20 protein-coding genes are annotated in these 20,462 nt (G+C 32.5%); 17 read left to right on the forward strand and 3 right to left on the reverse strand.

Annotation, left to right across the window (positions count from 1 at the left end; genetic code table 11):
* The first annotated feature begins 99 nt into the window (after window positions 1–99).
* From fdhF to DZ65_RS0106250, 14 genes are all read left to right on the forward strand, one after another.
* The gene (gene fdhF / locus DZ65_RS11515; protein ID WP_084021798.1) at window positions 100–2,331 is read left to right on the forward strand and encodes a formate dehydrogenase subunit alpha; all 2,232 of its coding nucleotides are present in this window, start codon (window positions 100–102) and stop codon (window positions 2,329–2,331) included.
* Window position 2,332: 1 nt separating this feature from the next.
* Complete coding sequence (locus tag DZ65_RS0106190) at window positions 2,333–2,905, forward strand: 4Fe-4S dicluster domain-containing protein (protein ID WP_024787783.1); 573 nt, start codon at window positions 2,333–2,335, stop codon at window positions 2,903–2,905.
* Window positions 2,906–2,908: 3 nt separating this feature from the next.
* On the forward strand, window positions 2,909–4,879 hold the full coding sequence (locus DZ65_RS0106195) for a proton-conducting transporter membrane subunit (protein WP_024791355.1): 1,971 nt from the start codon (window positions 2,909–2,911) through the stop codon (window positions 4,877–4,879).
* A 12-nt stretch (window positions 4,880–4,891) separates the two neighbouring features.
* Window positions 4,892–5,818, forward strand: coding sequence for a respiratory chain complex I subunit 1 family protein (locus tag DZ65_RS0106200; RefSeq protein ID WP_024787785.1), 927 nt, complete (start codon window positions 4,892–4,894; stop codon window positions 5,816–5,818).
* 1 nt (window position 5,819) lies between these two features.
* Window positions 5,820–6,464, forward strand: a complete 645-nt coding sequence (gene hyfE / locus DZ65_RS0106205; RefSeq protein WP_024790902.1) for a hydrogenase 4 membrane subunit — start codon at window positions 5,820–5,822, stop codon at window positions 6,462–6,464.
* A 3-nt stretch (window positions 6,465–6,467) separates the two neighbouring features.
* A complete protein-coding gene (locus DZ65_RS0106210) occupies window positions 6,468–7,949 on the forward strand; it encodes a hydrogenase 4 subunit F (RefSeq protein ID WP_084021920.1) in 1,482 nt (493 codons plus the stop codon).
* 9 nt (window positions 7,950–7,958) lie between these two features.
* Complete coding sequence (locus DZ65_RS0106215; protein ID WP_024789925.1) at window positions 7,959–9,695, forward strand: hydrogenase large subunit; 1,737 nt, start codon at window positions 7,959–7,961, stop codon at window positions 9,693–9,695.
* Between the two features lie 9 nt (window positions 9,696–9,704).
* A complete protein-coding gene (locus DZ65_RS0106220) occupies window positions 9,705–10,238 on the forward strand; it encodes a formate hydrogenlyase complex iron-sulfur subunit (protein ID WP_024789926.1) in 534 nt (177 codons plus the stop codon).
* Window positions 10,235–11,065, forward strand: a complete 831-nt coding sequence (locus DZ65_RS0106225; protein ID WP_024789927.1) for an NADH-quinone oxidoreductase subunit B family protein — start codon at window positions 10,235–10,237, stop codon at window positions 11,063–11,065. Before DZ65_RS0106220 ends, DZ65_RS0106225 begins: the two co-directional genes overlap by 4 nt.
* Window positions 11,062–11,403 (forward strand): formate hydrogenlyase maturation HycH family protein, encoded by a 342-nt coding sequence (locus DZ65_RS0106230; protein WP_024787790.1) that lies wholly within the window; start codon window positions 11,062–11,064, stop codon window positions 11,401–11,403. Before DZ65_RS0106225 ends, DZ65_RS0106230 begins: the two co-directional genes overlap by 4 nt.
* A complete protein-coding gene (locus DZ65_RS0106235; protein ID WP_024787791.1) occupies window positions 11,403–11,843 on the forward strand; it encodes a hydrogenase maturation protease in 441 nt (146 codons plus the stop codon). The genes DZ65_RS0106230 and DZ65_RS0106235 overlap by 1 nt, the downstream gene beginning before the upstream one ends.
* Window positions 11,844–11,929: 86 nt before the next feature.
* Entirely contained in the window at window positions 11,930–12,808 is an 879-nt protein-coding gene (locus DZ65_RS0106240) for a formate/nitrite transporter family protein (RefSeq protein ID WP_024787792.1), read from the forward strand.
* Between the two features lie 167 nt (window positions 12,809–12,975).
* Window positions 12,976–13,764 carry a formate dehydrogenase accessory sulfurtransferase FdhD gene (gene fdhD / locus DZ65_RS0106245; protein WP_024787793.1) on the forward strand — a complete coding sequence of 263 codons (789 nt, stop codon included), beginning with the start codon at window positions 12,976–12,978 and terminating at the stop codon, window positions 13,762–13,764.
* A 9-nt stretch (window positions 13,765–13,773) separates the two neighbouring features.
* Window positions 13,774–14,502: a winged helix-turn-helix domain-containing protein gene (locus tag DZ65_RS0106250; protein WP_051428196.1), complete on the forward strand. Its 729-nt coding sequence runs from the start codon at window positions 13,774–13,776 to the stop codon at window positions 14,500–14,502.
* Here DZ65_RS0106250 and DZ65_RS0106255 read toward each other — a convergent pair.
* From DZ65_RS0106255 to DZ65_RS0106265, 3 genes are read right to left on the reverse strand one after another with little or no spacing between them, the layout of a single operon-like run.
* Window positions 14,486–15,157, reverse strand: coding sequence for a response regulator (locus DZ65_RS0106255; RefSeq protein WP_024791904.1), 672 nt, complete (start codon window positions 15,155–15,157; stop codon window positions 14,486–14,488). The genes DZ65_RS0106250 and DZ65_RS0106255 overlap by 17 nt on opposite strands.
* Window positions 15,144–16,628, reverse strand: coding sequence for a sensor histidine kinase (locus DZ65_RS0106260; protein ID WP_024791357.1), 1,485 nt, complete (start codon window positions 16,626–16,628; stop codon window positions 15,144–15,146). Before DZ65_RS0106260 ends, DZ65_RS0106255 begins: the two co-directional genes overlap by 14 nt.
* On the reverse strand, window positions 16,625–17,719 hold the full coding sequence (locus DZ65_RS0106265) for an ABC transporter substrate-binding protein (protein WP_024791358.1): 1,095 nt from the start codon (window positions 17,717–17,719) through the stop codon (window positions 16,625–16,627). Before DZ65_RS0106265 ends, DZ65_RS0106260 begins: the two co-directional genes overlap by 4 nt.
* Window positions 17,720–17,808: 89 nt before the next feature.
* On the opposite strand from DZ65_RS0106265, the gene DZ65_RS0106270 reads away from it, so the two are divergent.
* The 3 genes from DZ65_RS0106270 to DZ65_RS0106280 all read left to right on the forward strand — a co-directional run bounded on the left by DZ65_RS0106270 (window position 17,809) and on the right by DZ65_RS0106280 (window position 20,455).
* A complete protein-coding gene (locus tag DZ65_RS0106270) occupies window positions 17,809–19,470 on the forward strand; it encodes a 4Fe-4S binding protein (RefSeq protein ID WP_024791359.1) in 1,662 nt (553 codons plus the stop codon).
* The gene (locus DZ65_RS0106275; protein WP_024791360.1) at window positions 19,460–20,194 is read left to right on the forward strand and encodes a molecular chaperone; all 735 of its coding nucleotides are present in this window, start codon (window positions 19,460–19,462) and stop codon (window positions 20,192–20,194) included. The genes DZ65_RS0106270 and DZ65_RS0106275 overlap by 11 nt, the downstream gene beginning before the upstream one ends.
* 69 nt (window positions 20,195–20,263) lie before the next feature.
* Window positions 20,264–20,455 (forward strand): twin-arginine translocation signal domain-containing protein, encoded by a 192-nt coding sequence (locus DZ65_RS0106280; protein WP_173391341.1) that lies wholly within the window; start codon window positions 20,264–20,266, stop codon window positions 20,453–20,455.
* Window positions 20,456–20,462 lie beyond the last annotated feature (7 nt).

Genomic DNA, 20,462 nt, shown 5'->3' on the forward strand with positions numbered 1-20,462 from the left:
ATTATTATTCATTTGTAATCAGAGCGTCTTTTATATGACACGGTTGTTTATAAAAAAGATATATTATTTTGATGAATAAAAATCCCAAAAGGAGGAATAATGACAAAAGTACAAACCACATGTCCTTATTGTGGGACAGGTTGTAATATAGATTTGATTGTTGAAAACGGAAGAGTCGTTAAAGCGGAAGGCACTAAAAACCATCCTGTAAATGACGGTGAATTGTGTCTAAAAGGTATGTTTGGATGGGAATATATACATTCTCCAAAAAGACTGACCAAACCTTTAATCAGAAAAAAAGATGGTAAATATTCAAGAGATGGGCGTTTGGAAGAATCTTCATGGGAAGAGGCATACGCTCTTGTTGCTTCAAAATTAAAAGAAACAGTTGAAAAATATTCATCTGATAGTGTTGTGGGTTTTTCATCAGCAAGATGTACAAATGAAGAAAATTATATTTTTCAAAAATTTATAAGGGCACTTGGTTCAAATAATGTAGACCACTGTGCTCGTTTTTGACACGGTCCTACAGTAGCCGGTCTGGCTAAAACACTTGGAAGCGGGACTATGACAAACGATTTAGCGGAATTTGCAACAGATACGGATGTTTTTTTGCTTATAGGTACAAATACAAGCGAATGCCACCCTATTATAGCTATGCAGGTTTTAAGAGGCCTTGAGAGAGGTGCAAAGCTTGTTGTAATTGACATTAAAAAAACAGATATGGCAAAAAAAGCGGATATATTTATCCAGATACCGAGCGGATATAATATACCTTTAATTAATGCAATGATAAATTATATTATTCAAAACAATTTATATGATAAAGAATTTGTTGAGAAATATACAAACGGATTCGAATGGTTAAAAGAAACAGTTAAAGATTTTACTTTTGAAAAAGTGGAAAAAGAAACAGGTGTGTCAAAAGAACTTTTGATTGAAGCTACTGAATTATATGCAAAAGGAAATCCTTCCGCAATACTTTATACAATGGGAATTACCCAGTTTATAGACGGAACATATAATGTAATGGATGTTTCAAACCTTGCAGTTGTTACAGGAAATTTAGGTAAAAAAGGAGGGGGTGTCAATCCATTAAGAGGCCAAAACAATGTTCAGGGTGCAGGTGATATGGGTGCTCTTCCTGGTGATTTGCCAAGCGGAAAAGTGACTAATCCAAAAGCCCGTGAAAAAGCTGAGGAAATTTGGGGATTCAAAATAAATTCTAACCCGGGATTAAAGCTTTCTCAGGTACCTCATGCAATTGATGAGGGAAAAGTGAAATTTTTATATATTTTTGGAGAGAATCCTGTAATGAGCGATCCGTGGACGGAACATTTTATTCACGCTTTGAAAAAAACAGATTTTATAGTTGTTCAGGATATATTTTTGACAGAAACAGCCCAGGAAGCGGATGTTGTATTGCCAAGTGCGTGCTGGGGTGAAAAAGACGGAACATTTAGTAACACTTCAAGAAAAGTTCAATTGGTAAGAAAAGCTGTTGAGCCTCCTGCAAATTTAAATCCGGACTGGAAAGTAATCTGTAATGTAGCAAACAGAGTAGGATTAAAAGGTTTTAATTTTAATACGGCTGAGGAAATTTGGAATGAAGTCAGAAAATTAAATCCTTTCAAATTTAAAGGTATTACTTATGAAAGAATGGCTAAATTAAACGGAATAAACTGGCCTTGCCCCGATGAAGAGCATCAGGGAACTCCTTATTTGTATGAAGATAACAAATCTTTTTTACCTGACGGAAAATTCAGACTTGTACCTATCGGTTATACACTTGATAAAAATGAAAGAATTGTTTTAGAAAATAAATTAAGAAAAACTTTTAATATTCCTGATGATTATCCTGTAGGCGTTGGGTGTCCTAGTGAACAGCCTACAGAAGAATATCCTTGTATGTACACAACAGGCAGGAAAGTTTACCATTATCATACAGGAACAATGACAAGAAAATGCAAACCTTTGGAAATGGGAGCAGATATTATGGGACCTGTTATTGAGGTCAGCGAAGATATAGCAAGAGAAAAAAATTTGGAGAATGGATGCTATGCCGTGGTTTATAATAAAAGAGGAAAGATTGCTGCGAAAGTGTTGGTAAATAAAGACTTAAGATACGGAACTATATTTACCACATTTCATTATGCGGAAGCAGACGGAAACGAACTTACCAATGCAGAAGAATCAGACCCGGTATCAGGAATGCCGCCGCTTAAAATGTCAATAGCGGATATTAAAAAAATTTCCGAAGAAGAGTTTTTAAAAATAAGAACAGAAATTCTTAGAGAAATAGAACCTGAAATTATTGAAAGGAGGGGTTAAAATGCAATCAACAAGAAAAAATAAATTTGTTATAGCCAATCCAGAAGTATGTATAGGATGTGCTACCTGTATGGCGGCTTGTTACAAGTCCGCATATGAAAGAGGAAAACTTGCAACCCCTCGCTTGATTGTAACAAGAACTTTTAACGGAGTAATGCCTAATCAGTGTAGACAGTGTGATGATGCGCCGTGTGCAAATGTCTGTCCTGTGGGTGCGCTCACATTTGGAGATGACTGTATAGAACTGCATGAAGAAATATGTATTGGTTGTAAATTATGTACTATTGCCTGCCCTTTTGGGGCTATAAGACCTGCAGCGGAAACAATGCCTTCGGTTGATTATGCTCTTGAACCAGATACTATGCTTACACTGGAATCTGTTGCGGGATTAAAAACGGTTGCAGTAAAATGTGATTTATGCAAAGGAAGAGAAGGCGGGCCTGCTTGTGTTGAAGCATGTCCTACAGGGGCATTGATGTTTTTGGAACCTAATAAACAGGAAAACATGATTTTGGAAAAATCTGAAAAAGCAGTGGAAAAAACAGTAGAAACTTCTCACCAACATAAAGGATAAAAAATGGGAGTGGTATATTCACTTTATATAATAGCCGCTGTTACTTCTTTGGTTTTATATAAAGAAAATAAAATAGCGCTGAAAGTGGGCTTTGGTTTAACGGCATTGGCCTCGGCTTATGCTGTTTTTTATTTTTTAATTCATCTGACATCAACCGAATCTTTATCTCTTGGAAATTATTTTATCTTTAATCCGCATTTTATGCTGGATCCATTAAGAAACTTTTTTTCTTTGGTAATTTCTTTTATAGGACTGGCTGCTTCAATTTATTCAATGAATTATGCCGAAGAATATTCAAAAGCTGGAAGTCTTGGGGTAATGGCGTTTTTTTACAGTGCATTTATACTTGCAATGCTTTTGGTTATTTCAGCGGCAAATGTATTTTGGTTTATGATTTTCTGGGAATTAATGACATGGGTTTCATATTTTTTAATTTGTTTTAATGATTCTCAAAAATCTCTAAAAGCTACCATTATTTATATGGGAATTGCCCATTTCGGTGGTGTAATGATATTAATATCTTTATTGTTACTCTCTTATCAGGCGGGTTCTTTGGAATTCAGTCATTTTTATAATCTTTCTCTTTCACCTGTAATGGCAGCTATTATATTTTTATTTGCATTTTTCGGTTTCGGCTCAAAAGCGGGTATGTTCCCGCTTCATGTATGGTTGCCTATGGCCCACCCGGCTGCACCTTCTAATGTATCAGCCCTTATGAGTGGCGTTATGATTAAAGTTGCAATTTTTGGAATGATTCAAACCTGTTTATGGTTGCCTTTGACTTCATGGATGGGAATTACAATATTAATTATAGGTGCACTTTCAGCACTACTTGGTGTATTATATGCCTTAATGCAGCATGATTACAAAGCACTTTTGGCTTACCATTCAGTTGAAAATATTGGGATTATCCTTTTAGGTTTGGGAACAGGCGTTTACGGTATGGCCATACATTCTCCTGTTCTTGCGGCAGTTGGATTTTTGGCAGGTTTATATCATGTGTTAAACCATGCAACATTTAAAGGATTGCTTTTCTTAGGTGCGGGAAGCGTATTATATACAACTCACACTAAAGATATGGAAGTTTTAGGCGGGCTTGCAAAAAAAATGCCTTTAACTGCTTTTGCGTTTTTAATTGGTTCTATGGCAATATCAGCACTTCCTCCTCTAAACGGATTTGTTAGTGAATGGTTAACTTATCAGTCTATGCTTCAGGCCGCCCTTGGCGACGGAATTTTATATAGATTTGCCTTTACACTTTCAATTGTGGCTTTAGCACTTACAGGTGCACTTGCTGTATTCTGTTTTGTAAAAGTATACAGTGTAATTTTTGGCGGAGTTCCGAGAAACAGAAAAATTTATGAAAAAGCAAAAGAAGTTCCTCTTTCAATGCTTACAGGAATGTATTTATTGGTTATAGCATGTTTCGCATTCGGTCTTGGAGCAACGAAGATAGTTAATTATTTGATGAATGTGGTTTCTTCATTTGCGGGGAACTATCAGGCGACGGCAGGAGGAAATTTAGTTTCACCTTTAGGTTCAATGGTTTCAACGCCGTTTATAGCCATTATGTTAATTTCTTTCTTGGCACTGCCGTTTATTTTTGTAGTTATATATATTAATAATTCAAAAACAAAAGTAACTATCAGAGAAACTGACCCTTGGGCATGCGGATTTAAATATTCTCCAAGAATGCAGATGACTGCCGCTCCGTTTACAGGAAGTTTAAGAAGATTAATGGACTGGTTATACAGATCAGATACAAAAGTAGAAGACCAGGGATATTTTAAACCTGTAAAATTTACTTATCATGCCAGGGATATCTGGTGGAATTTATTTTATTCTCCATTTATCAAAATTACGGCCTATTTATCAGAAAAAATGAAATATTTGCAAAACGGTAATACAAATATTTACATTTTATATATTTTATTGACGTTATTTATTTTCGTCGGTATAGCATATTTGCTATAAAAGGAGAAAGCTATGAACAGTATATTTTGGATGGTAATTCAAGTTGTCACAATAGTGGCGGTTATGCCTTTTTTTGACGGAATTGCAAGAATTGTCAGGGCAAGGATGCAATCAAGAAAAGGTCCTAACAGTGTTTTTCAGACATATTACGATATTTTTAAATTATTGAAAAGAGGAGGAAAAACAACCCCTAAATATTCCCACTGGTTTTTCAGATATGCACCTTTTATGCTTTTTGCAGCAAATGCGGCAATTTTAGCCGCACTTCCTATTACTTACAGCGATAATATCAATGCCGGGGCATATGCGGATATATTTGTAATTATTTACTTAGGTGCTCTTGTAAGATTTATTTTCGGTGTTGCTTCCATGGACAGCGGTAGTCCATTTGCCGCAATAGGGGGGAGCAGGGAGCAGATGCTCGCTGTTTTTGTAGAGCCGGTGGCGATTATCTGTTTAATTGTAGTAATGCTTCTTGCCAAAACATCAAATTTAGTTGTTATTCAAAATTTAGTAAGGGAAGGCGTGGTAGGATATCAAATCCCGGCGTTTGCCGTTGCGTCAATAGCATTTCTTTGGGCAAGTTATGTTGAAACGGGAAGAAATCCTTATGATTTGGCCGAAGCTGAACAGGAGGTTCTTGAAGGAGTTGCTGGAGAATATTCAGGAAGCGATTTGGCAATAGTTGATGTGGCATTAATGATAAAACAGGTTGCAATGATAGGACTTTTTTTATCTATATTTGAACCTTGGAATTTTACAAATCCCCTTTTGGCATTATTTATTTTTATTATTGAGATTGGAATTTTTTATGTAGGCGCAACATTTATAGATAATTTGGGACCTCGTTATAAATTGTTAAAAGGTTTCAAAAAAAATGCCTCTTTTGCATTTTCGGTTGCATTTGTTGCATTAATACTTTATGTGGTAGGAGTTTAAAATGGATATGGTAAGTTTTTTGGCAATTTTGATGATAATTGCATCATTTTTGGTGTTTTCCCTTAGAAATCTTAAATTTGCAACATATGCGTATATATTAGAAACTTTGCTTTTAGTTGGTATTTTTTTTACATTGGCAGGAAAATATCAAGTAAATTCACTTTACGGATGGGCGGTTATTGCTTTTTTTACAAAAGTTTTAATTGTGCCTTACATAATTTTAAGGCTTATTAATAAACTTGGTGTCAAGTCTGAAGAAACTCCGGTAGAAGGATTTTTTGTAAGTCCGGTTATTGCTCTCGGTTTTTCTTTGGCCATTGCAATGATGCTTTTTCCTGTTTTAAAGAGTTTTGCTTTACTTAAAGAAGATATACCTTTAGTAGCGTCTTTAACTATTTATTCATTGGGAATATTTGGACTGATTTTAAGAAAAAACGCCGTTAAACAGATTTTATCATTATGTCTTTTTGAAAACGGAACACATTTAACACTTGCGCTTGTTGCTTATAATTCTCCTGAAATTGTTGATATAGGAATTTTAACAGATGCCATTTTTGCAGTAATTATCATGTCAATTTTAGCAACAAGATTTTATAAATTTTTTGGTTCTTTAGATACTTCCAAAGCAAATACTTTAAAAGGATAGGTTATGAGTATGCATTTATTATTGGCTCTTGTAATGATAATTCCGTTAGCAACGGCTATTATTATATATTTTTTACCGAACAACTTTTCCACGCTTTCAATTTTTCATGTAATAGGCTCATTTGCCACATCAATAATAGCTTTTTATGCTATTTCAAATGTTATTCACGTTGGCATATATTTTCTTTGGGACAAACTTTTTTTCTTAGATTCTGTAGGAGGAGTATTTTTGACACTTATTGCTCTGACAGGGCTTTTGATTAATATTTATGCCGTAAAATATATGCAATGGGATTTGGAAGAAGGAAAAATAGAAATAAAAGATGTTAAATTATATTATTCGTTAATGAATTTATTTATATTTACAATGATTACATCAGTAGTTGCAAACAATATTGCAATAATGTGGGCTGCGATTGAAGCAACCACACTTTCATCTGTATTTATGGTAGCACTTTACAAAAACAAAAGAGCTACTGAGAGCGGATGGAAATATATAATTATTTGTAGTGTCGGTTTGGCTTTTGCACTTTATGCAACTGTATTAATGTATGGAGCAGGATATCATGCATTAAAAAACGGTGAAAGTGCGATGCTTTGGACATCTTTATATACGAATGCAAAACTTTTAGACCCGAGTGCATTAAAATTGATTTTTGTTTTTGCTTTAATAGGATTTGGAACAAAAGCAGGTCTTGCACCAATGCATACATGGCTTCCTGACGTTCACTCAGAAGGTCCTTCTCCGACTTCAGCTATTCTAAGCGCAGTTTTATTAAAATGTGCAATATTGGCGATAGTCAGATATTATTCTGTTATAGGAGAAAACGTAGGATTTACGTATGTTCAAATACTTACACTTGTTGTATCACTGCTTTCAATATTTATTGCGGCAATGTTTATAATTCGCCAAAAAGATATAAAAAGAATGTTTGCATACCACTCAGTAGAACACGTTGGGATAATTGCTTTTGGATTTGGAATCGGCGGACCTTTAGGCGTTTTTGCAGGGCTTTTTCATACAATGGCCCATTCTCTTTCAAAAGCGCTTGCTTTTTGTGTAAGCGGAAATATTATGAAAATTTATGGCACAAGGGATATGGACAAAATGGGAGGACTTATGAAAATAAACCCTTTAACGGCGGTGCTTTTTGCCATTGCAATATTTTCATTAATCGGCGCACCTTTGCTTGCTGTATTTGTAAGTGAGTTTTTAATGGTCAAAGCAAGTATCATGACTACCCAGTATTTGCCGGTATTTTTATTTGTTGTCGGACTTGGAATTATTGTTATAGGTGTTTTGGCTCACTTTAATCATGTTGTGTTTGGAAAACCAAGAGGAGAGGTTAAAACACAAACACTCGGAGCAAATGCTCATTTGCCTTTAATAGTTTTGGGGGCTTTGATAATAGCTTTTGGAGTTTTTTATATTCAAGACTGGTATTTATTGCTTGATAATGCAGTAAAAAATATTTTACATATTTAAGGAGAAATTATGGTTGGAGATAAATTTATAAACAGATTAAAACAAAAAATTAAAATTAAGGATATTGTGAGAAATCCTGAAGATCAGATTGTTATTACAGTCGATAGAAACGATTTGCCTGAAGCTGTGAGAATGCTTTATTATGATATGGGCGGATGGCTTTCAAGTATGGTTCCAACCGATGAGAGGGAAATAAACGGATGCTATGGGGTTTATTTTATTTTATCAATGGAAGGAAGTAAAATAAATCCTGAAGATGAATTAAGTCAAAATGACAAATGCTGGATTACCGTAAGAGCTTATTTGCCTTCTACAAATCCCATTTATCCATCAGTTACAAAAAAAGTTCCGGCAGCCGTCTGGTATGAAAGGGAAGCATATGATATGTTTGGGATTGTGGCAGAAGGTTTGCCTGATCCTAGGAGATTGGTACTTCCTGATGACTGGCCAGAAGAGATTCATCCTTTAAGAAAAGATGCAATGGATTACAGATACAGGCCCGACGCACTCGCTCCAGAAGATGAGCCTGATTATGAATTTATAACACCGGAAGGTGAAGGCACCGTTGATGTTCCATGGGGGCCTTTGCATATTACAAGTGATGAACCGGGTCATTTCAGGCTTTTTTGCGACGGTGAAACAATTATAGATGCGGATTACAGGTTATATTATCAGCACAGAGGTATGGAAAAGCTTGCCGAAAATAGAATGAATTATGACCAGATGGGGTTTTTGGCTGAAAGGGTATGTGGAATTTGCGGATTTGCACATTCAATCGCCTGTATAGAAGCGGCTGAAAGAGCTGTCGGAATGAACATTCCTTTGCGTGCCCAAGCGATTAGGGCGATGTGTCTTGAAATTGAAAGACTGCATTCACATTTATTAAATATCGGTCTTGCCTGTGAAGTTACGGGTAATGTAACAGCTTTTATGCATATATTTAGAGTTCGTGAATATACGATGCAGCTTGCGGAATTAGTTACAGGAGGCAGAAAAACTTATGGAAACGTAATGGTTGGCGGTGTAAGGCGCGATATGACGGCTGAAGAGATGAAAAAAGCGCTGGAGCTTGTAGATAAAATAGACTCTCTTACAAGAGAAGTCTGGGATGCAGTTATGGAAGATGATGCTCAGATTGCAAGATGGAAAGGTGTTGGAATACTTGATAGAAAAGTTGCAAGGGATTTTTCACCCGTAGGTCCGAATATCAGAGGGAGCGGATTTAAAAGAGATACAAGATACGACCATCCGTATGATATTTTTGAAAAATTGGAATTTGATGTGGCAGTAGAAAACGGATGCGATGTTTTGGCAAGGGAAACCGTAAGATACAAAGAAGTACTGGAATCACTTAAAATTATAAGACAGTGTATTGAATTTATGCCGAACACTTCAATATTTATCAAGCCACAAGATACTATTATTAAACCAGGAGCTTTTGCATTGGGAAACGATGAAGCTCCAAGGGGGGAAAATATTCACTGGGTAATGCATGGAAACGCTCAGAAAGTATTCAGATGGAGATGTAGGGCGGCTACATATAATAACTGGCCGTCACTCAGGTATCAATTCCAGGGTAACGATATTTCCGACGCAGCTTTAATTGTTACATCATTAGACCCATGTTATTCATGTACGGAAAGGGTCACAGTTATTGATGTAAAGACCAAAAAAGCAAGAATAGTGACTCAAAAAGAGTTAAAAAAATATGCGCAGACACTTAAAAACTCTCCATTAAAGAAATAGGAGTTAAAAATGAAACTTTTAGATATATCAAAAGAAATCGGGATAATAACATATGATTATCCGTTTAAACCATATGAAGTTCCCGAAGGTTTTCGTGGAAAACCTGAATATGATTATGAAAAATGTATAGGATGCGGTGCATGTGCAATAGCGTGCCCTCCTAATGCTTTAAATGTAAAATATGACAAAGAAAATAATAAAGTAATCTGGTCTTTTGACTGCGGAAGATGTATTTTTTGTGGAAGATGTGAAGAAGTTTGTCCTACCGGAGCAATAGCTCTTTCACCTTTATATGAAATGGCAGTAAGATTTGATTATAAAAATCTAAAAGAAGAGAGTGAACTTGAAGTTGTAAAATGCAAAATATGCGGTAAAGCTTTTACAACAAAAAGACTTATCAATTATGCCATAGAAAGAATGGAGGTTGCGGGTGCGGTAATTAATGAAGAAAAAATCGATTATTTGCATACATGTCCCGAATGTAAAAAATCTGGTGCCGTTGAAAAATTTATATCAGAAGAGCACTTTGGAGGTAAAAAATGAGTAAAAAACCAACAGTAATATTGCCAAATGAAATATTTGAAGCAAATAAGCTGGAAGATAAAATTAAACATTTACAAAATATAAAAAGAAGCTTTAATGTTTTTAGGATTGACTGTGGATCCTGCAACGGTTGTGAAATAGAAATATTTGCTGCTATTACTCCTATGTGGGACCCTGAGAGGTTTGGCTTTAAACTTGTTGCAAGTCCGAGACATGCGGATATTCTTGTTTGTACAGGGCCTCTTACAAGGCAGACTTATTATCCTCTTTTAAGGGCTTATGAAGCCACCCCAGACCCTAAAGTTGTGGTTGCTGTTGGGGCTTGTGGATGCAGCGGTGGTATATTTTATGATTCTTATGCAGTCTGGGGAGGTATTAAAAGCACAGTGCCTGTTGATGTGTTTGTGCCGGGCTGTCCACCTCATCCGGCAAGTATTATTTACGGACTTGCAGTCGGGCTTGATATTTTAAAACAGCGTCTTGAATATAAAAAACATGATGGAGATAGCGGGGATGCACCTGAAATTGAGAAATCTCTTTTAGACAATATTCTTTTTGAACGTGATGTTTATATGGAATCTAAAAGGCTTATGGGATATTTGTTTGGTAAAAAACTTTACAATAAATTCATTGATATTATGAAAAAATCAAAAGATCCTAAAAATCCGGAAATTACAAAAAATTCTTTTATAAAAAATATAAAAAATGAACAAGATTCAAGATACAGGGAATGTATGGTTACTTTATTCAATGAAGTTTATCTTCCTTTTTTAAAAAAACATTTTTATTTAAATATAGATAAATATAATATTATGGAAAAAATATGATTGAGGTAAACAGATTAACCAAAAGGCATGTGGACAAACCTAAAAAAATGCCAAGAGAGTTAGAGCAGATTAAAATATTTTCCACTCTTACAGGACATGGGGTGGGTACTATTGATTTTGTCGAGTGTGTTATGAAACTTGAAGATGAAGAATTTAATAATATTTTGGAAAATTCAAAAGATTATGCCAAATTTAAACTGGGTAATCTTTTGAAATACAGGGAAATAGAAATTTTTCCCGAACATATTGAGAAATTAAAAGATTCAATGGCTGAATGTGAATTAAAAAATCTTTTTTTATCCTTAAAAGAGGGATATTTTGTATTAAGGCTGAAATAATGAAAAAAGCCCTTTTGGTTATTGGTAATGATTTAAGAGGTGATGACGGCGCTGCATTATATCTTGGAAAACTGGTTGAAAAAAATTTACCTGAATGGAAAGTTTTTTTCGGTAATGATACACCTGAAGATAAAATTTATCAAATCAGGGATTTTAATCCCGATTTGCTGGTTGTTGCAGATTCGGTTGTAGGGCTTGAATCTAAAAGTGAATTTTTAGAAGTTAAATCATCTCCAGAATATATTTTTACTACCCATAATATTCCTACTCATATTCTTATTAATCTGCTTGAAAATTTTGCCAAAAAAGTCTTTTTTTTAGGAATAAATGTAAAAAAGGAAAATTTAAGCGGAATTAATATGAACCTTTCTGATGAAGCAAAAGAAAACTCATTAAATGCTTTTTTACAGATAAAAAAATTTAACTCTTTATTTAATTAAATTTTTTTAACCGTCTTTTATAAGACACAATTCTTTTTTAATTCATTATAAACTTTTATGTATTTAAATTTTAAAAAGGAGTAAAAATGGTAAAAGCACCTCATGAAACAATAGTTGCTTTATCTGACATGTCAAAACATAAAGCGGAACTGCCTATTTTAAGCGTTATTCTTCTTGCTATTATGGCCGGAAGCGCCATTGCAATAGGTGATATTTTCTGGGCTCATGCCACAGTGGGTGTTGGTGCAAAACTGGCACCAGGTATTGCTAATTTTATAGGAGGTTTTGCATTCTCCGCAGGATTGATGTTAGTTGTATTTTACGGAGGACATTTATTTACAAGTTCAGTATTGAGTGGTGTTAGCTGTTGTGAAAAAAAAGTTGGAATTTTTGGTGGAGTTGTAAGTTATTGGACAATTGTTTGGATTTTTAACTTTGTGGGAGCCGCTTTTACAGCCTGGCTTTATTACAAATCAGGGCTTCCTTTAAAATATCATGAAGCTATTTTAAAACATTTTGTTCATTTAGGAGAAGCAAAAGTATCTTTAACTTTTACAGAAGCCTTTATAAGAGGTATTTTTTGTAATGTGTTAGTTTGTATGGCTGTCTGGCTTGCTGTTGCATGTAAAGACGGTGCAGGTAAAGTCTGGGGTATCGCATTTATTATTGCGGCATTTGTTGCCAGTGGATATGAGCACTGTGTTGCTAATATGTTTATTATTTCAGAAGGTCTAATAGCAAAAGCACATTATATGGCTCAGTTTGGCGGCGATATTCATGCAGTTGCCAGTGCCCTTCATCTTCCGGCTGAAGCGATAGAACATTTAAATATAAAATCTTTTTTATTGGATAATGAATTACCTGTAACATTGGGAAATATTGTAGGTGGAGTTATTTTTGTCGGAATTGTGGCTCTTATGGCTCATAAACCCGATATTGAAAAAAGCGGTTGTAATAATCATTAATTAAATTATATCCGTCTTATTGACGGATATAAAATTAAACATGGCCGGAAAAAAATAAAAACTCCTTAGGATATTGCTTCATTCATTTTATTCCTCCTAAAAGCCCTTCTTCTTTTCCGGTCATATTTAATTTTATTTTTTTGTATAATACTTTTAAAGGAGTTTAAATGGATGCTACATATAATTTTGAAATTACAAAAATTAAAGGTGATAAAAAATTTAAATTCAATGATACCCTAATCAGGGAAATCAGATTGGATATTTATGTAAACAATGAAAAAATTGTTTCAATGATGGCTACCCCTGTTGACCAGGAAGCGCTGGCGATAGGATATTTGATAAGTGAGGGGATTATAAAAGATATTAAAGATATAGAAAATTTAAAATTAAAAAAAGACGGACTGATTGTTGATATAAAGGCAAAAATAAATAAAGAAAAAGCTAAAAAGCTAAGTGAAGAGGGTATAATAGTAAGCGGATGCGGAAAAAGTATCAGTGCAAATTTAGATATTGACCCTGCAAAAATAGATGCTGCAAAAATAGAGAGTGATTTTAAAATAAAAGCAAGTGAAATTTCAAAACAGATGGATGAATTTTATAAATCATGCCCTCTGTACGAACAAACCGGATGTGTGCATACTGCAAGAATTTATTTTGATGAAAATAACTATTTTGACGCAGAAGATATTGCCCAGCATTCTACTATTGATAAAGCGGTGGGAAAAGCTATTTTAAATGAATTTAATCCGCAAAATGGAATTATGATGGTAAGCGGAAGGCTCAGCAGTGAAATGGTGGTAAAAGCGGTTATGCATAAAATACCCGTTTTAATTTCAAGGACAGCTACAACCTGCCTCGGATTTAAAATAGCTGAAAAATTTAATTTGACGCTTGTGGGTTTTGCAAGGGGAGATAAAATGAATGTATATACCCATGATTACAGAATTGTTGTTTAAGGAGCAGGTATGATAAAAGAATTAATAGAAAAATATAAAAACGATGAAAATAAATTAACTTGTGCAAAAGCTTATGTTGTGGCTAAAAAAGCTGGGGTTGAACCTATCGTTGTAGGTAAGACGGCTGATGAAATGGGGGTTAGGATTACTGACTGCGGTCTCGGACAGTTTGGAGGGCTTGATTTTACGGACAATTATGAAGAAGAGATTGTAAAAGAGCTTGAAAAACTGAGTGATGATAAAAAAAGGGTTTTTTGCAAAGATGCAAGAAAACTTGCCGAAAAATATAATCTGAAAAAAGTAAGAAGTGCTATAAAAGATAACGGATTTGAAGTAATATACTGCGAACTGGGTGTTTTTAAAGAAAAAAAACGTCCACGTGCTTTTATTAAAACAAAAGTCTGGATAGAAAATCAAAAAGGTGAATTACTGTTTGGAAAAGGAAAAACTGAAATTTTAGAATTAATTGAAAAAGAAGGTTCGATTGCAAAAGCGGCTGAGAAAATGGGACTTAATTATAAAAAAGCCTGGTCGCATATCAAAACACTTCAGAAAAACCTTGATGATGAACTGGTAACCGTAGAAAAAGGTGTAAAAGGCGGCACATATTTAACTCCCAAGGCAAAGGAGTATATTGAAATTTTTAAAGAATTGGAAAGTGAAATTCAGGAATTTGCCAATAAAAGGTTTAAAGAGCTGTTTTTAAAAAAATTAAAAGGCCCTAAGAAGAAGAATTAAAAAGATGATTAATTATATCAACATTTAATTTATATTTTCTCTTTGGCAGTTTTGTAATAATATTTTTATCCTGCAAATCTTTAAACAGTTTTATCAAGGTAGGTTTGCTGATATCAATTCTTTTCATTATTTCAGGGTAGGATAGTGAAAAATTGTAATTATCATCCAAAGAATTTACTATAAGTTTTATAACTTCCAATTGTTTGCTTTCGCACACTAAAGAAGCTAATTTAAATAAAATAGTAGAGTTTTCCAATTCTTTTTTTTGGTATTTAGGAAGCAGTGTTTCATAAATACTGTCCAATAATTCTTTTATTTTTATCGGTTTTACTAAGTAATTTGAAACTTTTTCTTTTATTGCCTCAAGTAAATAATCTGTTTCGGTATAGGCGGTTGTTAAAATAAAAGGAATTTTAAAACCCTGATTTTTTAAAAAAGAGATAAATTCAATTCCGTTTTTATCTTCTATTAAAATGTCGCTTATAATTAAATCTATATGGTTTTCTTTTAATATTTTATAAGCTTCCTGTGTATTGCTTGCCAGATATATTTTTTTAACAAAATCTTTAAGAATTTCACCTAAAGTGTTTAATAAATTTTTATCATCTTCTATATATAAAATGTTAAAATTTTTCAAAATATCATAATTTTTCATTATTTGCCTTTGGCAAAATGATTTCAAACATTGCACATTTGTAAAATTTTTTCGTACACATTTTATGAATTATATTTTTTGCCTTTATTTTTCCTTCCATAAAGGATATAATCTGTTCCGCCATATAAAGCCCTATACCGGTTCCCTGCTGTTTTGTTTTAGTGGTAAAATAGGGCTCAAAAATTTTATCCATTACTGATTCATCTATTCCGCCCGCATTATCTATTATACTTATAATTATATCTTTTTTTGTTTCTTTTACCGTTATTAATATCTTTTTTTCTTTTATATCTGAATTTATCAAAGCTTCAATGGCGTTTGTTATAAAATTGATACATACATGCGAAAGCTCATTCGGATAGCCTAAAATTTTAATGTCTTTTTTAATATCTATTTTTAAATCAATGTTATTTTTTTGTAGAATAAAAGAAAGTAGTTTTTGAGTTTTTTCTAAGCATTCTTTTAAAGAAAATCTTTTTTTAATTTTATCGGGTTTAAAAAAATTTCTGAAATCTTCTATTGTTTTTGACATATTTTCTGCAATAATCAATGCTTCTTTTGTTTTGTTTTCAATATATTTGCTGTCAAGTTTTCCAAATTCGTTTTTAATCTGAAAAGATTCGATAATCATGGATAAATTTGCAAGAGGCTGTCTCCACTGATGTGCTATATTTTGAAGCATTTCCCCCATTGCTGCTAATTTACTCTGCTGGAACATAATTTTATCTTTTTTCCTGATTTCATTAATTTTCTTTTCTATTCTTTTTTCAAGTGTTTTATTCATTATTTGTAATTCTTTGGTTTTTTCTTCAACTTTTTTTTCAAGTAATGTATTGATATTTTTAAATTTTTCAATAATCAGAAATATTAATGTAATTGTAATGATAAATACAATAATGATGTTTATAATTGAAGCTTTCAGGGCAAAAGAGAATTTTTTATCTGTGTTGTTTTTTTGAATTATTGCTTTTTTGAGGTTTATGTTAATCAGGTTTGATAAATAAATATTAATTAGATTTATATTATTAGATAGTTTTTGAGTGTTGATTTCTCTTGTTGTTAAAAATTTGTTTAATTTATTGTCAATCTCTTTTTTCAGTGTTTTTATATTGTTGAATATCAGATATTCAAATGTGTTTTTTGGTATTGATTCTGTTTTTAGGTAGCTATTCCACTCTTTTTGTATTAAAATATTTGCGAGTTTTATAACGTTATTTGCTTCTTTAAAACCGATTTCTTTTCTTTTATATTGATTTATGGTTTCATAAATATTTATTTTATATAAATCTTTTATGTGAGAAAGCTTTACAGATGAAACAAGTCTTTTCTGAAAAAGTATGTCAATATCGTTTTTAAATGAAAATATAGTATACTGGGACATAAAAATAATACTTAAAAGCAATATCGAAATTATTGAAACAATAAGTTTTGTTTTATTTAAAAAACCGGTTTTTATAAATTTTTTTATCATTGTATTTCTTTAAAAACATTGTTTTTATACTTATATAAATATGTTTTGTTTAAAAGCTGATTGTTTTTATATTCAATCGGAATACCTTTAAGAATGTTTTTGGGTGTTTTTTTTATAATTTTTTTTAAATGTTCAGGTGTATAGGGAAATGTTAAATGATTAAATGCGTTAATTAAAATTTTTGTTGCAAGATATGATTCAAATCCGTAAAATGTCGGCTCTGTTTTTGGATTTAATCTGTGTAGAGATGTCAGATAATTTTTGGCTTCTGTTATATTTGCCTTATAATAGGGAACAACTTCTGAAAAAATAATATTGTTTTTATTTTCTGTCAAAGATATAAGTTTGTCGGGATTAACAAAAGAAATTGTAATAAATAAAACATTTTTATCTATTTTTCTGTAATTTTTAATAAACAGAGCCGCTATTTCCGCGGTTGAACCGAGAATAATAGCCTGCGGTTTTGAAGAAGAGATTGAATTTAAGGCTGAATCAATCAAATATGTGTTTCTTTCATATGTTCCCACACTTGATAATGAAAGTTTGTGTTTTTTTAATGTATCATATAAATGAAGATATATTTCATCACCGTAATCATCATTTTGATATAAAAGAGAAATTTTATTTATATGTTTTTTTAACAGATAATTTATAATGTGTTCAATTTCATCTTTGTAAGATGCTCTAAAATTAACTACATTTTTATTTTTTCTTAAAAATTCTGCACCTGTGAAAGGTGCAAAAACGAAAATTGAATGTTCATTCACAAAAGGTAAAACCGCTTTTACCGTAGGGGTTCCTGTGAGGCCGTATAACAGAAATGAGTTGTTATTATAAAAATTTATAATATTCGTTTTCATTAAATCGGGTTCGTATTTATCATCTTTAAAAATAAATTTAATTTTTTCTTTATCGGGAATACTGAAATTATTATAATATGCCAATGTTCCATATTTTATACTTTCTCCCATGTTTTTCATTATACCGCTAAGAGGAAGTGAAGATGAGATTATATATTTTTTTGGAGCTGAAAAAAGAATATAAGAAATAATAATAATTATCAAAATTAAAATTAAAAAAATTTTTTTCAAAACAAACCTTTTAAAAAATTTTACTTTTTAAGCTAACTTTAAGCTTTTTGGTGTTATAATAGCATTAATCAAAAATTAAAAGGCTGCAAATGATTGAATATGCTTTTTATACAACTGAACCTTTGGATTTTCCGTTAAGTGAAAATATAATTGTAATAAACGATTCAAATACTCCTACAATTATATCAAATTCAAAAGAAACAAACCCGATAGTTTATGCCCCTGAAATTAATTTTTATATTAAACATTCAAAAGCACATATTTTGGAAAAAATTGATGTAATAAATAAACTTTATGAAATCAGGGGAATAAAATTAGATTATGCGAAATTTAACGAATATAAAAAAGAAGTTAAAAACAGGCTTTTAATTATAGGGAATAAAGAAGAAGCGGAGAATTTTGATGATTTAAAAGAACTTGAGAAATATTATTCCCTTCCTGAATGGATAAAAGATATCAGTGGAACAATAGAAAATTTGAAATTTACAATTCAAAAAGGAAATGAATCAATTGATTTGGAAGTTGACCAGGCAATATGGTTTAACGCCCCTGAAATTGCCTTTAAACAAAGAGGAATAGTTGACCCGTCTGATATAGGTGTGGAAAAAGCAAAAGAAATAATCAGAAAAAGAGTAGGAATTTATGAATACAGAAATTATGTAACATACAATAAAGATGTATGTCAGTATCATCACAGGGTATTAGAAGAAACATGCGGAAATTGTGCTAATGTTTGCCCAACTAATGCCATTATAAAAGACGATGAAACAAAAGAGCTTGTTTTTTCACATATTGACTGTGACGGATGCGGCGGATGTGTAAGTGTCTGTCCGAGCGGTGCGTTGGATTTCAGCGCAATTCCAAGAGATTCTTTTTATGAAATTTCTAAAATTTTCAGCGGATTTATTCCTTTTATCGTGCCGGAGGATATGGTAAAAAATTTGGAAATTGAATTGCCTAAAAATGTAATTCCTTTTGTAATAGAAGGCAGAAAATTTTTGGATGAGGTTCATTTATTGACTCTGTTTCAGGACAGCGGGGTTCAAATAGTGTTTTTAAATGATAATTTTTCAAAAGGTGAAAAAGAGGCCATTAAATTAATAAATGAGATTTCAAACAGAAAATTTGGGAAAAATGCCGTTTTATTTACCGATAATCCTGAAGAAGCTGAGAAACTTTTGTATGAAGCAGAAAAAATACCTGAAGCAAAATATATGATAAATGAAAACAACTTAAATAAAAGGGAGATTTTTTCAATCAGACTTTCACATTTAATTGAAAATGATGATTTAGGGATTATCGATTTGCAAGATAATAATTTCATCCATTACGGAAAAGTAGAAATTGATGAAAGCAAATGTACTTTGTGTATGGGATGTGTGAGCGTCTGTAATGTCGGGGCATTAACCGCCCATGATGAAGACGGCACTTTAAAATTTGATGCTTCTATGTGTACTGCCTGCGGATACTGCGAGGTTGCATGTGCTGAAAAATGCCTTAAAGTAATTCCTGATAAGCTTGAATTAAATAAAGACTTTTTCAGACAGAAAACAATGGCAAAAGACGAACCGTTTTATTGCATAATGTGTGGAAAACCGTTTGCTCCCAAAAAAGCGATTGAGAGAATTGCGGCACAGTTATTACCTATTTTTACAGATGAATTAAAGAAAAAATCCATTTACTGCTGTCCTGAATGCAAATCGAAACTGTTGTTCAATGAATATATAGAAAGGAAAACCAATGGAAAATAAACAATTAGAAGAAGCCAGAGCCTTTTATTACGGCTTTTTTTCAAAACTGTTTACATTTTTTGATGATGAAAAAAGATTTGAAGGAGTGAAAGAAGCTGCAAAAATTTTATATCAAAATGCGCTTGAACCGAATTCAAAAGAGGCGCTGGCTCATTTTATTGAAAATTTTGATGAAAATAAATTAATTCAGGAATATGATGATATTTTTTATGATTTGGCAAACGACCCTGTTCCTACTACAGCCTCTTATTATGATGAAGAGATAGAAAATGGAAAAATGAGGGTTAAAATGGTTGATATTGTTTTATCGTCCAAATTCAGAAAAAATGAAAAATTTACTGATACAGAAGATGATATAGGCTTTATTTTGCCGTTTATGCATTATTTGATTTTAGAAAAAATAAACGGAGATGAAAAAGCGGTTTGGCTTGAGGAGAAAACATTTGATGTTTTAAATACTTTTATTGATGATTTTATTGAAAATGTTTATATGCATACTGCTTCAAATCTTTATAAAGATGCAGCCGTGGTATTAAAAGCTTTTATAGAAACAGAGAGAATGTATCTTGAAAAACCAAAACCAACTATTGAGAAAGTTTCCAAAAAAATTGATATTAAAACCGTTCAGGATGAAGAGGCAAGAATAAGAAAAGCTAAAAAGAAAAAAGAAAAAAATCTTGTTTGTAATTTGGAAGAAGGCGGGGATGTGGAAGATGACGTATAGAGATATCTGCAGAGCTTTATGAGCCCTGCCGTTATCTCTATATGAGATAAATCCAAAAAAGGAGTGAAAATGAAAAGAAGAAGCTTTTTAAAAAGTGCACTTGGTGTCGGTGCATTGAGCGTGGCTTCTTCAACGTTGGTTTTTGCCAAAGCCGACGATGAAGATGTTGGAAACGGGGTTGTAAAAGGACATTCCCCTAAAAAAGAGATTCTCTACAGAAAAACCAAAAATTGGGAAATTTATTACAAAAATGCAATATAAGGAGAGA

Source organism: Lebetimonas sp. JS032 (assembly GCF_000523315.1).
Classification (GTDB): Bacteria; Campylobacterota; Campylobacteria; order Campylobacterales; family Nautiliaceae; genus Lebetimonas.